Below are 17,100 nucleotides of genomic sequence, written 5' to 3'. Positions count from 1 at the left end.
AATAATGAACATTCTTTTTTCCATAGCTTTCATGACGGGTTTGGCTGGCAGTTTTCATTGTGTTGGTATGTGCGGCCCGATTGCCCTAGCCTTACCCGTCGGAAAGCTTACTAATGTTCAAGCAATTTTTGCACGTGTTTTATACAATCTAGGAAGAATTATTACTTACGGAACACTGGGTTATGTTTTTGGCTATTTCGGAGGAGAAATTTTTGTAGCTGGTTTTCAACAACAATTATCTATTTCAATTGGAATTTTGATGCTCGTATTTATGATTCCGAGCAAATCAATTCATTTCAATCCATTTCATCGAATTTCAAGTATTTTAAAAAAAAGTGTCGGCTCGTTGCTAAATACCCACTCACTAATTGGTTTTTTAATTTTAGGCGTTCTTAACGGACTTTTACCATGTGGTACTGTTTATCTTGCTTTGGCAGGTGCAACAGCTACCACATCTCCTATCGAAGGTGCTATTTTCATGGCACTTTTTGGTTTAGGAACAGCCCCATTGATGTTTTCTGTAAGTGTTTTACCCAAATTTTTAAGCTTGAATATTCGACAAAAAATCAATAAATTTCTTCCGATTTACTCGTTGATATTAGCTTCTTTTTTTATTTTTAGAGGTTTGAATTTAGGAATTCCATATATTAGTCCAAAATTTGAAAAAGTGCCGATTAGTCAACAAATTCCTGTTTGTCACGAAAAAACAAAAAACTAACTCAATATATTTATAATTATATATTTTAAAACTCGTTATTATTAATATGCGTTTCAACAGCATAACCTGAATTAAACTAACATTGCCATGAAAAAAATACTTGTTCCAACCGACTTTTCTAATCTGTCATTACTTGCTTTAGATACAGCCGTAGAAATCGCTCAGCAATCAAAAGCCGAAATATTACTTTTCCATGCTCAGCCAATGCACTACATGGTTAGTGCAGACCCATTTCCTGTAACCATGATGCCAAATTTAGATTTGGATTTATATAAATACGAAGTAGAAGAAGCAACTAAAAAGTTGCATCAAATTGCAGACGCTCCCATTTATGATGGCGTAACGATTACTCCGATTTTAGGAGATAGTTATCTTCCTATTGAAGATGCCATCACCCAACAATCTGATGTTGATTTAATCGTGATGGGTTCAACAGGTGCTGATGGATGGAAAGATTTATTGAGCCGTTCTAATGCAGAATCTGTGATTAGAAATTCACATTGCCCAGTACTGATTGTCAAAGAATCAGACAAAAAATTCAAGATGAAACGCATCATGGTTGCGGTAGATTTTGAAACTAGGGTTTCGGCAGAGTTCATCAAAAAGTTATACAGCACAAAAGCTAAAATAACTTTTGTATTCATCAATACGCCTGATGGTTTTGAAGATAGCCATACCACCACCGAAAAAATGTTTAAACTTGGTGAAGAATTGGGAATCAAAGAAATGGATTTTTTGATTTACAATTATTATAGCATTGCCAAAGGAATCATTGCTTGTGCAAAAGACATGAAATCTGACATGATTGTTCTAACAACCAACAGTAGAAAAGGTTTGAGTTTACTTTTTGCAGGAAGTGTTACCGAAGATGTAGTTAATCATTGTGATATTCCCGTTTTGGCTTTAGTTTAAAGGTATATTTTAATAACAAAAAAGCGACTTTTTCTTGATGAAGAAGTCGCTTTTTTTGTTCATTTTTTTCAAAAACTATTTGAAGTAGGTAAGTAATATTAACATAACTTATATATTTTGATTATCTTTCACAAGATATAAACAACTATCAATAAACCAGTTACAACAATATTGGCTCATGCTATTTCTCTAACATTCTAAAACCATTCAACATTATTATGAAAACGAAATCATTTTTATTATTACTAACAGGCATATTTCTCTCTGTTTTCTCATCTTGTAAAAAAGATGCAGATACAACGCCTGATAATAATCTCACCTCACTATTAGTTTGTGGTACAAAAGATCCCATAAATGATTTAAATTGGTTATCTGATGAAATGAAATTTAGGGAATTTTATAGGATAAATTCTGAAAAAATTAACGGTGTGGTATTATATGATTACAAAGGAGATAATGTAATTGAGATTCAATGTTCACTTTGCTCCTCCACCAATATTCACCAATATAAGTGTGATGGGACAAAAATAAATTTTACGAATTCTAATAATTACAACGATTATTTAAAAAATAGGACGAAAGTAAAAGTTTTATATGGAACAGAAATATGGACATTTTAAAGTCTGTTTTCAAACATAAATATCAGATAAAAACTTCTAAAAGCGAGTTGTCTAATTATGGATAACTCGCTTTTATTTTATTTACAAGATTATTTAGACATTTGTCTAAATATTTATTTGAAATAATTTTATCTATACACTTTTATTTAGATATTTGTCTAAATATTTACCAACGAACAAAAAATGAATACTCTTTTTAAAGCCTTTAATGATGCTACCAGACGAGAAATTTTGGAGATGCTAAAAGATGGAGATATGACGGCAGGTGATATTGCGGATAAATTCAACATGAGTAAACCCAGCATTTCTCATCACTTAGATTTACTAAAACAAGCCGACTTGGTAGTTGCTGTAAAACAAGGACAGTTTATTACTTACTCTCTGAATATGACTGTTATGGACGAAGTATTAGCTTGGTTTGTTCAATTCAAATCATCTGTAGTTAAGGAAGAAGTAGCTTTACCCAAAGCAGAAAAACCACGCATACGTTTACAAATTAATAATCATAACATCTAAATTTAACAAAACATGAAACTTAAATCTGTATTGCTGGAAATTTTGATTGTACTTTTAATGGCTGGGACTTTTTATATTACTGCATTTTTTGAAGGAGGATTAGGAAAAAGTACGGACTTCATTATCGGTGCAGCTTCTGGTGCATTGTTAGGATTTTACTTCTGGTATTGGGGTGCTAAGCGTGATCTTAAACTTAAAGAACATCCCAATGCAGAAAAATACATACAAATTTGGCAATACCTCATGCTTTTTATGGCTATCAGTTCTTTTGCAATACTGGTTTTATATGTAAAAGAAATTATCTCAGACCCAAAAATTACGTGCGTGATGTACTTGATATGGATGATGATTGTAGGAAACTACCGTGCAAATATTGAAGTCAACCAAGAAACAATCAGTGTTTACTTTGATGACGAAGAAATAAACAAAAAAGCAAAAAGATTTTTAGGGAAAATTCAGGTTTTTGGGGCATTAATAACGATTATACTTGTGTTGATTTTGCCTGAACTTTTCAATTATTTCTCCATCATTATTTACTTTATTTCATTATTAGCTCTCCCCTACTTTTACGCCCGAAAACTTCATAAAAAGAAATTTGCTTGAGCTTCTGAACAAGTCGTTTCTCTGAAAAGTGAATAATCCATTACCTTTGTATATGGATTATTTCAAAAAACTACTCAACTTACTAAAAACAGAAAGAGACGAAAGTCTGAATCAGTACATCCAACTTACTGAAAAATCATCCGTTAGCGAACGCCGAGCAAACGGACTTACTTGGTATCCGATTGCGATTCGAGGTTCAGAAATTGGTCGTGGAGATTATTTAAGTGTTGAAATTGAACGCACTACTCATCAAGACCTTCCTCATCAATTCAGATTTGGAATGCCAGCGGTACTTTTCAGTAATCTCGATCCACAAAATGATAGAATTGAAGGAACGATTGCTCATCAAAATGGAAATCGTTTAAAAATCACTTTTAAAACAGACGAATTACCAGAATGGAGTCGTGATGGAAAATTGGGAATTGACGTGCTTTTTGACGACAATAGGTTTGATGAAATGCAGTCGGCTCTTAAACAAGCTGATACATTGGCTGAAAAATCCGAAAGTAATTTAGTTCAAGTATTAATTGGCGAAAAATCGCCTACTTTTCAAGAGAATACCCAGCAAGTTTCGATTCCACGTTTAAACACTTGGCAAAATGAAGCGGTCAATAAAATTTTATCTACCAACGAATTAGCCATCGTGCATGGCCCTCCCGGCACTGGAAAAACCACTACTTTGATTCAAGCGATAAAAGCGTTGATTCAGAAAGATAATCAGAAAATTTTAGTGGTTGCTCCAAGTAATACCGCCGTTGATTTACTGAGTGAAAAACTGCACGAAGAAGGTTTGAATGTATTGCGTGTTGGAAATCCAGCCAAAGTAAATGAAAAGCAATTAGCCCTTACTTTGGATAGCAAAATGGCAGAGCATTCTATGATTCGTGATGCTAAAAAACTGAAAAAGCAAGCTCAGGAATACAAAAATATGGCACATAAGTATAAGCGTAGTTTTGGAAAATCTGAACGTGACCAACGTAAATTACTTTTTGAAGAAGCTCACAAAATCATGAAGGAAGTCGGTAATACTGAGCAGTACATCATTGATGATTTAGTGGCAAAAGCACAAGTAATTACAGCTACTTTGGTTGGTGCAACACATTATACGGTTCGAAATCTAAAATTTGACACAGTCATTATCGACGAAGCTGGACAAGCCTTAGAACCTGCTTGTTGGATTCCAATTCTGAAAGCTTCAAAATTAGTGTTGGCTGGTGACCATTGCCAGTTATCGCCAACGATTAAGTCAAACGAAGCCGCAAAAGATGGGCTGAACGTTACTTTATTCGAAAAGTGTATCGCTCTGCATCCTGAAGCCGTTACTTTATTGGCTGAGCAGTATCGTATGCACGAACAAATTATGGGCTATTCTTCACAAGTATTTTATCAGAATAAACTCAAAGCTCATACTTCGGTGGCAAATCATACTTTAAAAAGTGATAATACTCCCCTGTTATTTATTGATACTGCGGGTTGTGGATTTGAAGAAAAAATTGAAGGAACAAGTTCAACCAATCCAGAAGAAGCGGCTCTTTTGATGCGTCATCTCTGTTTATTTAGTGATGAACTGGCATTGGAGTACAAACCAGAAAAATTCCCGACAGTCGCTATTATTTCGCCTTATAAACAGCAAATTAATTTATTGAAAGAGCAACTTGCTCATACGCCTGCCTTGCAAATTTTTACAGATAAAATTTCTGTCAATACGATTGATAGTTTTCAAGGACAAGAACGAGACATCGTTTATATCAGTATGACCAGAAGTAATGCTGAAGGTGCAATTGGATTTTTATCAGACATCAGAAGAATGAATGTAGCAATGACTCGAGCGAGAAAAAAATTAGTCATCGTTGGCGATAGTGCAACACTTGCACAATTTCCGTTCTATGCAGATTTTATAGAATATGCCGAAAACCTAAATGCTTACCAAAGTGCTTGGGAGTTTATCAATTAAATTCACTGCATTCAATCAATAATTACACTAACAAATATCATAGTTTAGTGCTAGAGGAAGAAGTAATTTTGACGCAAGAAAACGGATAAATCATCATTAGTTTTTATTCGAAGACTCAAGTTAAGACAACAAAGATTTTTGTTTTAATCGTCTAATTCACCTAAATCTAACTCAAATGAAGACTTTTTTTTATAGTGTTAAGGAATTTGAAAAACAATACCTTATTGATTCCAATCAGGATAAACACGAAATTAAATTCAGTAATCAAAGTTTAGCAGCTGAAACCGCCAATTTAGCAGCTGGTTATGATGCAGTTTCTGTTTTTACTAATGATGACGCTTCCGCAGAAGTATTACAATTACTGCGTGAATCAGGTATTAGATATATTACGACACGGTCGGTAGGAACAGATCATATCGACCTCATTGCAGCCAAACAAATGGATATTAAAGTTGGCAACGTACCATCATATTCGCCATATTCAATAGCCGAACACACAATCGGAATGATGTTGACGTTGAATAGAAAATTAATTTTAGCCAACGAAAATGCTCATCAATATCAATTCGACTTAGCTCCGCTCATTGGTTTTGATATGAATAAAAAAACTGTTGGGATTATTGGTCTAGGTGAAATCGGTTCGATTGTAGCCAAAATTTTGAATGGTTTTGGTTGTAAAGTATTAGTTTATGATATAAAACATGATTACACGAAAGCCTTAACGCAACATTTTGCGTATGTATCGCTAGATACACTTTATGCTGAGGCTGATATTATTACTTTACATTTACCTTTTACTCCTCAAACAAAGTATTTAATCAACCAAGAGAGTATTGGCAAAATGAAAGACGGTGTCATGTTGATAAACACAAGTCGTGGAGGAATTATTAATACCAAAGAAGTACTTGAAGCTTTAAAGGCTGGGAAAATAGCTTATTTAGGCTTGGATGTTTACGAAAAAGAGAGAGGTATTTTCTTTAAAAATCACGAAAGTAATGAGAAAAAAGACGAGTTACTTTTGGCTTTATTAGCCCATAAAAATGTGTTAATAACAGGGCATCAAGCATTTTTAACCAATGAAGCTTTAACAAATATTGCAGATAAAACCATCGAAAATTTAAGTGATTGGGAAAACGAATACTATAAAGAATGCAATTCAAAAATAGGAAAAGTAGCAGGTATAGAAGAATTATTACATTAGTTTTAGGGTAAATATTCATGAAAAAGGCTTCCGAATTCGGAAGCCTTTTTGTTTGTGTCTATTTGATTTATTTACATAAAAACGATGGTAAACTAAATGTAGAGTTCAAAGTAGCAGAATTATCAATCCACAAATCGTTTTGATAATACCAAATTCCACCAAGATTAAACATAAAGTTGTATTTCTCTCCTCTATTTAAAAGTGTGGTCTGAGCAACCAATTTATTATCAGCTGTTGACTTTAATACACCTATACTTGTATATCCTTTTCCATCTTTTAAATCTGCGGCTGCTTGAACATCTCCAATTTTAAAGGCAAAGCCATTATCACATTTAGGAGTAATTGTTATCTTAACGTAGTTGATAGGACTTACCAAAGCAACATCAACATTTGTCACTGCATTTACGTCTGCACAACTTACATTAAGTGTTTTTGTGAAAAGTGTTTTTCCAGTAATACTTTTTGTAGTAACAGTGATATTAGATGATGTTGGCGAGTTTCCTCCTATTTGACCTTGCACAAAAAGCTTACAATTTAATGTTGTACCTAATCCGTGAGATTCATTAAATAATACTCTTCCGCTATTATCTACCACAGTTGTATGGATGGTTTCACCAACATAAAGAGGATCGTTTAAAATATTTAATTTAAGATTAGAGCATTCCGATAATAAATCGCCACAGTAAAATTCAGTTAAATGATTTACTGAAGCGACAAATTCCAACACATTTCCGTTTTTCTTAACAGTACTTGTGCCTTCATATTTCAAGGTTTTAGCATCTTCATCGTAGCTTGCAAAACTTAAAACATCTCCTTCTTTAATATCTTGTCCTGCTGAATTTTTAGTTCCTACTCCAAACTGAAATTTAATTTCAATTGGTGCAGAGAAGGTTTTTACTTTCTGGCTACTCTCATTTGAAATTTCCGCACTCACTGCTGAAATTGGATTGATGCTAAAATTCGGAATAGCGTTATCGTTTTTATCAACAACTTTCATTCCTGCTTGTTGCTTATTTACAATTACACTTGACTTTTTAGGATCAACTTGTACCAATACAACATTCAATTTTCCAGCAACAGGGATTCCAGCAGCATCTTTTATGGTAATTCCTGCATTGATACTCAATGTGGCAGTGTGACTACTTCCAGCCAAAGTTGGTGTAGTTATTTGAATAGCTTTTGTAGTTTTTCCTGTATTATCAGCATCTTCTGCTTTTTGAATCACCGTTGTGCCTTCTGGTGGTGTGGCAATTTTAGTGACTTTAATAATAACTTTTTGTTCATCATTGCTTGTTATTTCAATAGGAGTAATTTCCTTCAAATAACCTTCACTTTCAGTAATGATTGAAAATTTAATTGGTGATGCAGCACTTGCCACTGTACCTGGTTTTAATGCTAAAATCATGATACCATTTTTGGGTTTATACACTTTTTTATTAAAGCTATCTACCACTTTTGAAGAATCTTTTCCACCAATACGTACAGTCATTGTATTAGGAACTTCTCCAACATTATCATTTGCTTGAGAGTACTGTACAATAATACTTGACCCAGTAACAGCATCTGGAAATTTAAACTGAACACCCTCTAAAGGTGGCGTACAGGAATAACTTACTGTAATAGCAGTAAAAATTAAAATTGCGTAATTAATATATTTTTTCATCTTCTGAAATATCGTTTTAAGTTAAATTTCAACAAATGATTGATTTCGTTTTCCTATTTAGAATATTGTCCATCTATCATCTATCTATCTTAGAATTAAAGATTTTAAACCGTAATTACTTTTTATAAATTAGATTTTAACTCTAATCGAAAAAGATAATTTCGGAATAAATGAATAGTTTTTGACATTATTCTGGATACTGAGAATATTGGCATCAGTAATAAGTGTTTCAACAACTCCAGAACGGTCTAAAGCTAATTTAGGCGAACCTGAATAATAAGTTCCTAACTCTACCCCAAAACCTACACGTCTTTTAGGAATTGCTCTCCCAAAGCCAAAACCTACGTATGGACGAATAGCATTTCCAGATACTCTAAGATTAGCTTTCCCGAAATCTTCAGCATCCATTTCAAAGTCTGATGCAAATTTAAAAGTACCTGTTTTAATGGTTGGTTCAGCCATTACTTCAGAATCTCCTGTTCCGTAAGCCAAGCCTCCAACTAATTTGAAAGACTTGTTTTTGAATGGATGATAGTCCACAAAAGCATCTATCAGTACTGATTTAACTTTGGGAGTAACATCAATATCTGAAGCATCATCGCCTAGCGAAATTGTAATAGGCGGAGTTACAAACATACTGACATCAAAATAACTAACACCAATTCTGAGGTTCAACGAATTGTCTAGTTTCAATGCTTGAGCTACTTCTCCACCAAAACCCATTGTTCCAAATTGGATACTAATAGAGTTTCTTCCATACTGATATTCAGTTAAAATTGGGGGTTTTTGTGATGAGGGAATGGACTGTGCTACTACTTGGCTAGTAATACCAAATGCAATTAGAAAGTAAAAGAGTTTTTTCATACAGAGTTTTATATAATTGTTAAAAAAAGTTCAAATTCAGATACAACAGTTTTAGTAAAACTGAAACAAGAATTAATCTCTAAATTATTGTGCCAGTGTTTCGAAGAAGCTTATTAAGGAGAGATGAGAAAGAATATGATTTAAATTTAGGCTGAATTTAGTCACTTAACAAGTAAAAGTTGCACAAAATGTTTAATTATTTATACTTATACGTTTAATTCTATTTAACAAAAAAGGAGTTAGTACAAGTACTAACCCCTTCTCTTTAAAACTTAAAAATGATTATCGAATCAAAGTATTTTCCCCAACAAACGATAAAACTGGTGTTTATGTAAGACAAAGTCTTTTTCAAGCGTTTCAAAAGCTGACCTTTGTCGTTCATGAACTAATTCCATTTGTTCATCAAATAAAAAACTTTGAGCTTGGGCATAATCTGCAAAACGTTCTTCTTGAGTTTTAATCCCAATAAGCAAATTTTCAATTACCTCTTTCGCATTACTAAACTCTTGGTTGAAGGTATTTACTTCCTGCAACAATTCTTCATCTGTATTTTTACTCTTCACTTCTTCAATCAACTTTTGGAAGTACTGCAATTCGTCGGTATAAAATGCTAATGATTCTATCCATTGCATGTTTTCGTGGTGACAAACATCAAATTTCATAACATTCTAAGATTAAAGTATTTTAGATAAGCACTTATAAAAATCGTGTTTTGTACGAATAAATTCATTTTCGAAAACTTGATAACGCTCACGTAGTGAAAAATGTTGAGTACATATTTCTTCTCCTAATAAAAACTCTTTACCCAAAGCATCATCTTCAAAGCCCCAGTGCTCTTGATTTATCAACTGTAATAACTCGTCTGATTCTCTATGAAGGCTTTGTAGTCGGTTTTCAAATACAAAAACCTGATTTAATACTTCTAATTTAGTATTCTTATCTTTTACGTCGTCAATTAATGTACCAAAATATGATAATTCTTCACGATAAAAGGCTAAGTTTTGTAACCATTTTACATTCTCTTTATGATACACACCATATTTAAATACCTGAGTATCATAAACATTATTTTCTACCTTTTCCATAGTTTGTTTCCTTAATTATTAAATTTTTAATACTATAAATTTCTCCTCTTTTTCATGGACGACCTAGTATAAAAATCATATACTAAGCTGATATATCTCAAGTTTATTTTCTTAGCATCAAGCAAATTTGTACCTTTATTTATCTAAAAAAATATTACTATGGACTTCCCTATCAATACTATACTTTTAAAAACAATTTTAGAGGATACTCCAGCTTTTATGGGTATCTATAACATATCTACCCATCATTATGTTTTTATAAACAAAGTGGGGCTAAGTATGCTCGAAGCTTCTGATTTAGATGATTTTAAAGCCAAATACCCACATGGTTTTAGAAAAGATAAACTCAATCTTGAAAATCATGATAAAATCTATCAACATTTACAGGAAAATCAAACTTGGATAGAGGATACTCTTTTTGAGACAAGTAACCATCTTGAGTTCTGGGGAACTTTACAAATCTCTATGTTCGAAAGTGAGGAAACTCCATATTACTTGGTGCGTATTAACGATATTTCATATCAGAAAAAGGCTGAACAACAATTAAAAGATGATAACAATCGCTTTGAAGCTTTGTTTATGCACTCTGCTATTGGTTTGGTTATGGTTGACCGTGAAGGAGTAATCATTTTATCTAATCGCTTTGCCAATGTTATGTTTGGCTACGAACAAGGGGAATTGGAAGGTAAACAATTGGAAATACTAATTCCACAAAATATCAGAGAAAAGCACCGTGAAACCTATGCTAATTATACCAATAAGCCACAATCAAGACCCATGGGAATTGGTCTTGATTTAAAAGCTCGCAAGAAAGATGGTACACTTTTCCCTGTAGAAATCAGTTTGAGCCATTTTAAATCTGGTGATAAACCTTACTATATTTCTTTTATTAATGATGCCACTTTCAAGAAAAAAGCTGAAACCGATTTATTAATAAAAACTACTGAGATTCAAAAACTTAATAATAGTCTTGAAAAAGAAGTAGTAAATAGAACAAATGCTCTGGTAGAAACGCTTAAAAATCTTGAACAATCTAAAAAAGAACTAGAAATTGCACTGAATAAAGAGAAGGACTTGGGTGAGCTTAAATCTAGGTTTGTTGCCATGGCTTCGCATGAATTCAGAACGCCCCTCACGGCTATACTATCGGCGGCTTACTTAATTGAGAAATATACAAAAACTGAAGACCAAGAAAAAAGAGAGCGGCATACTCAACGAATAATGAATGCCGTTGGTAATTTAACAGATATTCTTGAAGAATTCCTTTCTGTTGGTAAACTTGAGGAAGGAAAAGTAAATGCTAAATTGGCTAATTTCGATTTACCAAAATTAGTAGAAGAAAGCAACAATGATCTCAAAAATATGCTGAAGAAAAACCAACAAATAGCATATCAACATTTTGGAGAAACTACTGTTTGTTTAGATAAATCTCTATTTCGAAAAATCATTATCAATTTAGGTTCAAATGCCATCAAGTTTTCAAATGAAAACTCAATCATTGATATTTCTACTGAAAAGCTCGACAATATACTTATCTTGAAGGTTTCTGACCAAGGTGTGGGTATTTCAGAAGATGACCAAAAACATTTATTTGACCGTTTTTTTAGAGGTACAAATGTTACAAATATTCAAGGAACAGGATTGGGCTTACACATTGTAGCTCGCTACGCCGAACTGTTGAATGGAAAAGTATTTGTTGAAAGTACTTTAAATCGTGGTACAACTTTCAGTATAAAATTTGCTCTGTGATTTTTAAAAGCAATCAAAGTATCAATATTTAATTAATCTTTTTTATTTTTGGTAGAAATCTTTCTGGAATCTTAATTAACAAGAAACACCCTTAAATACTCGCAAATGAAAACAATACTCCTCATAGAAGACAGTGACGATATCAGAGAAACAACCGCTGAAATTTTAGAACTTGCAAGCTACAATGTTCTGACTGCCGAAAATGGAAAAGTAGGGGTTGAACTTGCCCAAAAAGTAAAACCCGACTTAGTGATTTGCGACATTATGATGCCAATTTTGGATGGGTATGGAGTATTGCATATTTTTAGCCAAAATCCAGAATTACAAAATATTCCATTCATTTTCTTAACGGCAAAAGCTGAACGCTCGGACCATCGAAAAGGCATGGAAATGGGGGCTGATGATTACTTAACGAAGCCTTTCCAAGAAATTGAGCTTTTGAATGCCATTGAAAGTAGATTGAAAAAGATTGATAATCTTTCAAAATCATTTAAAAATACAGAATTAGAGTTAGAAGAGCTTTATCAACAAGCACGTGAATATGTTGATATCAACTCACTTTCTAAAGATAGAAAAGTATCGGCTACCAAGAAAAAGCAATTGATTTATACTGAAGGCGACGAACCTATTAAGTTTTACTTCCTAAAATCTGGGAAAATTAAAACGTATCAATCAAACCGAGATGGGAAGGAATTTGTAACGGGTTTATATAATTCTGGAGATTTTTTTGGGCATATTGCAATTATTGAATCAACTGAATACCAAGAATCGGCAGAAGCACTTGAAGATTGTGAAGTAATCGGAATTCCTAAAAACGATTTTTTAGAATTAATTACAAGAAATCAATCTGTTGCAAACAAATTCATCAAAATGTTGGCAAATGATATTCAGGAAAAAGAAAAGCAGTTAACTCAAATGGCTTATAATTCTTTACGAAAACGTACTGCTGATGCCTTGGTAATGTTATCTAAAAAATATAAAACCGAAAAGCAAGATAAATTTTCAATTAGAATTTCTAGAGACGATTTAGCATCAGTTGTAGGTACAGCTACAGAATCACTCATCCGAACATTGAGTGATTTTAAATCAGATAAATTGATTGAAGTAAGTGGAAGTGAAATCACCATTATTGAAGAACAAAAACTGGCGAATCTCAGAGGTTAAATTAATCTTTCTCAAAAAAATAAGTCATTCCAGCCTCATCAATATCGTCATAAGTGAACATTTGTTTATGACGATATTTGAAGTAATATTTTATCAGAATAAAGTCGCCCAAACAGCCATAAGTGTGTAAAACAAAAGTAGAAACTATAAGGGTTTTATATTCAGGCAAAGCAAAAAAGGTAATTAACAAAGCCAAAGTAATCATCAGAAAAGGCATCACTGCAACAATAGCATTTTCTTTCAAACTCATCACAAATTTCTGAGCATAAGCATAAACCATTAATGTTTTGGGTGTCCAACCAAAACCTACTTTCTCCGCTCCAAGTATTTTAAAAACTAATCCATGAATGCCTTCATGAATGGGAAGTAATACAAAAATTAATAGTCCGAAAGCTTCTAAAAACTGCCAAGGGTCAATCTTATACTGAACGATTTGTTTACCGACAAAGTAGCCAAAAATTCCACCCAAAATCCCTAATAGAAGAATTTTTATTACAGGATTGCCTTTACTTTTGGGTTTATCGGTTTTAGCACCCAATTCTTTCATTAAAAATGCCATCATTTCTTCAATCTTGAATGATTCTACAAGTGAAAAATGATTTGGATTATGTAACTCATCAATACTTGGCTTTTTCATATAAAAGAAAAATGGTCGTTAGTTTAGATTTAAAACTAACGACCATCTTGTAATGTTTATAAACTTAATAATTCTTTAAATCTAATTGCTTGGCGACGAGAAATTTCGATTTTATCTCCACTTTCTCGCAAGGTTACTTGTAAACCGCCTGAAAACCAAGGCTCGATTTTCTGAATATATTTAAGATTGATAATATGCTTTCGGTTAGCTCTAAAAAAGGTTTTTGGGTCTAGTCTATCTTCTAAGGCATTTAATGATTTTAAAACCAATGGTTTCTGGTCATCAAAGTACAATCTCACATAATTTCCCATTGATTCGAACAAACGAACATTTCCTAAACGCACAAACCAGCATTTCTCACCATCTTTTACAAAAACTTGGTCATTTTCTGTCAAAACAATGGTACTATCTTTTACCGTTTCAGTAAGTTGTTTTTGGCGGTCAAATTCTTCTTCTACTTTTTGAATTGCTTCACTTAATCTGTGTAATTCAATCGGTTTAAGCAGATAGTCTAAAGCATTAAACTCAAAGGCTTTGATAGCGTATTCGTCGTACGCAGTTGTAAAAATTACTTCTGGTACATAACCTTCCAAATCACTCAATAAATCAAAACCTGTTTTGCCTGGCATTTGAATATCCAAAAACAATAAATCAGGATGTAGCTCGTCAATCATCACAACTGCCTCATCTGCATTGGCAGCTTCTCCAACGATATTTATTTTAGGAAAATTCTCTAGCAAGCGTTTTAATTCGTTTCTTGCCAAACGTTCGTCATCAACAATGATAGCCTTCATATTAAAATTTATGGTTTCTGATTAGCGTCGCTTCTAATCATCTTTTTAGATTGTCACTTTAGGTTTTACAATATTAGTAATTTTTGAAAAAGGTGTATCTTTTTCCGATTCAACATGTGGAATCGGTATCGTGATTTCAGCTGTAACGACATCTTTCGATGCTTGATAAATTCTAAATTTAGACTCTGGACCAAAGAGTAATTCTAAACGATGTGCAGTGTTTTCAAGTCCGAAACCACCTGAATCTGTAGTTTCTAAAACACCAGTATTACTGATAATGATTAACAAATTCTTTCCTACCAATTTTGCCTCTAAACTCACAAAACCACCTTTTACGGGCTTCGAAACGCCATGTTTTATCGCATTTTCTACCAAAGTTTGTAATAACATTGGCGGTACTTGTACGTGCATCGTGTCTGGATAAATATTTTTTCTGATTTGCAGACGTTCTTCGTAACGGATTTTTTCTAGTGCTAAATAATCCTCTACCGTTCTTAATTCCTCAGAAAGTGAAACTGTTTTTCTTCTATCTGCCAGCAAAGAACTTCTTAGAATATTTGATAATTGCGTTACTGCTTTTTGAGCTTTATCAGGTTCTTCCAAAATCAAAGCACGAATACTATTCAAAGCATTGAACATAAAATGTGGATTCATTTGCGCTCTTAATACTTTTGATTCGGTTTCTTTCACTGACGATTCTAATCGAATTTTATCGACTTCTACTTCTGATTTTCTTTCGAAATAATGTGAAGCATAATAAAACAATGTCCAAATCATCAATGGTTTTGCCCAGCTAAAAATAAACTGCATCACAAAAAAGAATGACCAAAGGTCTCTTTCTTCTTCTTCTCGCAACAAGTAAGAATCTAATGGAATATTGACAAATGCCATAAAAACTGACATAAAACCGACGGCAATCAATATTCGGGGAATTACTCTGTCGATTGGAAGTTCTACCCAACCGTATTTTTTAATGATTTTTCTGAAATTATGAGTAATTACAATGGCAACAACAACATTCAAAAGTGCTGCAACAAACCAATCTAAAGACCAACCAAAATCATTCGAATAAATCAAAGCTTCGTTTGCCAACCACGCCGACCAGCCGAATACTTGTAAAATCCAATATAACTTAGCTCTGGACATATTATTCTTTTCTAAACACTTCTAAAATGAAGTGTAAATCTCTATTTACTCCTGTTTCTTCTACCCTTTTAACAACAAATTAAGGCAATGTACTAAAAAGCAATGAAATTATTCAGTAAACGGAAAGTGGGCTTGATAAACGGATAAAAGAGGAAATGAAGAATTAAGGGAAATATGAAAGAAGTATTTTACATATTTCCCTAAAATATGATTAATCAACGATAAGATCGTCGAGATGTGAAAGGTCGTTTTCTAATTCTACAAAAAATTTACCCTGTTCGTAATCATAAATAAGTTTGTACAAACAAAGGTTGGCGTGTTCGAAAGTATCCATTTCATGCAATTCACGTTCCAATAATAATGTTAAAATAATTCTGATGGCTCTTCCGTGCATAGCTACCAAAATCGTTTCTTCATCTGGGCGAGATAAAATCAAATCAATCACTGGCTTTTGGCGAGTAATTACATCTAAAGGACTTTCGCCGCCTTCTGAAGGCATATCTACCTTACCATTAATCCAACTATCAATAAGTATTTTATAATACTCATTATCAACGTCATTGGGTACTCTTCCTTCACGCACGCCCCAACTGATTTCGTTTAGTCCTTCGTGTTGTTCCCAAGGAAGTCCTTTTTCAAGAAATTTCTTTACTGATTGGTGTGTCCTCTGTAATGCCGAAGTATATACTTTATCAAAATTAATGTGATGATATTTTTGGAAAAAAGCTTCTGCCTGAGCATGCCCTAATTCATTCAATTCAGAATCAACACCACTGCCTTGAACAATACCTTGTCGGTTGAAATCTGTTTCTCCATGGCGGATTAAATAAACGGTCTTTATTTTGGGAGTTTGTGATTGCTCGTTGGACATTGATTTGAAGGATTATATTTTATGACAATCTTTTTAATGGGTTTGATGCTTTTTTACAAATTATGTAAAGTTAATCAATAAAAAACTCATTTAGTTTGACTAATTTCCCGCAAAAATACAGTTTTTGAGCATAAATCAAATCATCAACATGATAAAAACATCCTATACACTCGAAGAACTTAATGAAAGAAGTAAAGGCAATATGGTTGGACTTTTAGGAATTGAATTCACCGAAATAACAGACACTTATATTGCCGCCAAAATGCCTGTAGATGAACGCACTAAACAACCTATGGGTTTACTTCATGGCGGAGCATCAGTAGTATTAGCAGAATCTTTGGGGAGTATCGCCTCTTGGATGATGTTAGAAAACCCTGAAAAACAAGCCGCCGTTGGCATTGAAATCAATGCTAATCACTTAAAATCAGCCCGTGGAGGCTTTGTTTATGCAAAATGCTATCCCTTAAAAATTGGAAGAACTGTACACGTTTGGGACATTAAAATAAGCGACGATAAAGGCGATTTAGTTTGTGCCAGTAGATTAACCACCGCTATTATTGAGAAAAGATAATGAGTATCAAAATCTTTTCTCACTTAAATTTT

18 protein-coding genes are annotated in these 17,100 nt (G+C 33.2%); 10 read left to right on the top strand and 8 right to left on the bottom strand.

All coding sequences use genetic code 11. The features are described from left to right. The first annotated feature begins 4 nt into the window (after positions 1-4). The 7 genes from VB776_RS09160 (at position 5) to VB776_RS09130 (ending at position 6,524) form a co-directional block, all read left to right on the top strand. On the top strand, positions 5-718 hold the full coding sequence (locus VB776_RS09160; protein WP_323328251.1) for a sulfite exporter TauE/SafE family protein: 714 nt from the start codon (positions 5-7) through the stop codon (positions 716-718). An 87-nt stretch (positions 719-805) separates the two neighbouring features. Next, positions 806-1,630 carry a universal stress protein gene (locus VB776_RS09155; protein WP_323328248.1) on the top strand — a complete coding sequence of 275 codons (825 nt, stop codon included), beginning with the start codon at positions 806-808 and terminating at the stop codon, positions 1,628-1,630. Between the two features lie 218 nt (positions 1,631-1,848). Next, positions 1,849-2,250 carry a hypothetical protein gene (locus VB776_RS09150; RefSeq protein WP_323328246.1) on the top strand — a complete coding sequence of 134 codons (402 nt, stop codon included), beginning with the start codon at positions 1,849-1,851 and terminating at the stop codon, positions 2,248-2,250. 183 nt (positions 2,251-2,433) lie between these two features. Next, positions 2,434-2,766, top strand: coding sequence for an autorepressor SdpR family transcription factor (locus VB776_RS09145; RefSeq protein WP_323328245.1), 333 nt, complete (start codon positions 2,434-2,436; stop codon positions 2,764-2,766). Positions 2,767-2,778: 12 nt separating this feature from the next. Next, a complete protein-coding gene (locus VB776_RS09140; RefSeq protein WP_323328243.1) occupies positions 2,779-3,369 on the top strand; it encodes a hypothetical protein in 591 nt (196 codons plus the stop codon). A gap of 52 nt (positions 3,370-3,421) precedes the next feature. Next, positions 3,422-5,323 (top strand): AAA domain-containing protein, encoded by a 1,902-nt coding sequence (locus VB776_RS09135; RefSeq protein WP_323328241.1) that lies wholly within the window; start codon positions 3,422-3,424, stop codon positions 5,321-5,323. A gap of 175 nt (positions 5,324-5,498) precedes the next feature. Further along, entirely contained in the window at positions 5,499-6,524 is a 1,026-nt protein-coding gene (locus VB776_RS09130; RefSeq protein ID WP_323328239.1) for a 2-hydroxyacid dehydrogenase, read from the top strand. A 67-nt stretch (positions 6,525-6,591) separates the two neighbouring features. Here VB776_RS09130 and VB776_RS09125 read toward each other — a convergent pair whose 3' ends face one another. The 4 genes from VB776_RS09125 to VB776_RS09110 form a co-directional block, all read right to left on the bottom strand. Next, entirely contained in the window at positions 6,592-8,187 is a 1,596-nt protein-coding gene (locus VB776_RS09125) for a hypothetical protein (protein WP_323328237.1), read from the bottom strand. Positions 8,188-8,316: 129 nt separating this feature from the next. Then, entirely contained in the window at positions 8,317-9,051 is a 735-nt protein-coding gene (locus VB776_RS09120) for a hypothetical protein (RefSeq protein WP_323328235.1), read from the bottom strand. Between the two features lie 290 nt (positions 9,052-9,341). Beyond that, positions 9,342-9,713: a hypothetical protein gene (locus tag VB776_RS09115; protein WP_323328233.1), complete on the bottom strand. Its 372-nt coding sequence runs from the start codon at positions 9,711-9,713 to the stop codon at positions 9,342-9,344. A 12-nt stretch (positions 9,714-9,725) separates the two neighbouring features. After that, positions 9,726-10,136: a hypothetical protein gene (locus VB776_RS09110; RefSeq protein ID WP_323328231.1), complete on the bottom strand. Its 411-nt coding sequence runs from the start codon at positions 10,134-10,136 to the stop codon at positions 9,726-9,728. 159 nt (positions 10,137-10,295) lie between these two features. Here VB776_RS09110 and VB776_RS09105 point away from each other — a divergent pair, with 159 nt between their 5' ends. Together VB776_RS09105 and VB776_RS09100 are read left to right on the top strand one after the other, a co-directional pair. Then, positions 10,296-11,885, top strand: coding sequence for a sensor histidine kinase (locus VB776_RS09105; RefSeq protein ID WP_323328230.1), 1,590 nt, complete (start codon positions 10,296-10,298; stop codon positions 11,883-11,885). Between the two features lie 105 nt (positions 11,886-11,990). Beyond that, positions 11,991-13,049, top strand: coding sequence for a response regulator (locus tag VB776_RS09100; RefSeq protein WP_323328228.1), 1,059 nt, complete (start codon positions 11,991-11,993; stop codon positions 13,047-13,049). Between the two features lies 1 nt (position 13,050). On the opposite strand, the gene VB776_RS09095 is transcribed toward VB776_RS09100, so the two are convergent. The 4 genes from VB776_RS09095 to VB776_RS09080 all read right to left on the bottom strand — a co-directional run bounded on the left by VB776_RS09095 (position 13,051) and on the right by VB776_RS09080 (position 16,497). After that, positions 13,051-13,686 (bottom strand): DUF3267 domain-containing protein, encoded by a 636-nt coding sequence (locus tag VB776_RS09095; RefSeq protein ID WP_323328226.1) that lies wholly within the window; start codon positions 13,684-13,686, stop codon positions 13,051-13,053. Positions 13,687-13,742: 56 nt separating this feature from the next. Further along, positions 13,743-14,480 carry a LytR/AlgR family response regulator transcription factor gene (locus VB776_RS09090; RefSeq protein ID WP_323328222.1) on the bottom strand — a complete coding sequence of 246 codons (738 nt, stop codon included), beginning with the start codon at positions 14,478-14,480 and terminating at the stop codon, positions 13,743-13,745. 45 nt (positions 14,481-14,525) lie between these two features. Continuing rightward, positions 14,526-15,626, bottom strand: coding sequence for a sensor histidine kinase (locus VB776_RS09085; protein ID WP_323328220.1), 1,101 nt, complete (start codon positions 15,624-15,626; stop codon positions 14,526-14,528). Positions 15,627-15,837: 211 nt separating this feature from the next. Continuing rightward, entirely contained in the window at positions 15,838-16,497 is a 660-nt protein-coding gene (locus VB776_RS09080; protein WP_323328219.1) for a histidine phosphatase family protein, read from the bottom strand. Positions 16,498-16,645: 148 nt separating this feature from the next. Between VB776_RS09080 and VB776_RS09075 the strand changes: the two genes are divergently transcribed. Next, positions 16,646-17,068 (top strand): hotdog fold thioesterase, encoded by a 423-nt coding sequence (locus tag VB776_RS09075; RefSeq protein ID WP_323328217.1) that lies wholly within the window; start codon positions 16,646-16,648, stop codon positions 17,066-17,068. Positions 17,069-17,100: the final 32 nt, after the last annotated feature.

This window comes from Arcicella gelida (genome assembly GCF_034931025.1).
Lineage (GTDB): Bacteria > Bacteroidota > Bacteroidia > Cytophagales > Spirosomataceae > Arcicella > Arcicella gelida.
This window is presented reverse-complemented; position numbering and strand designations above follow the sequence as displayed.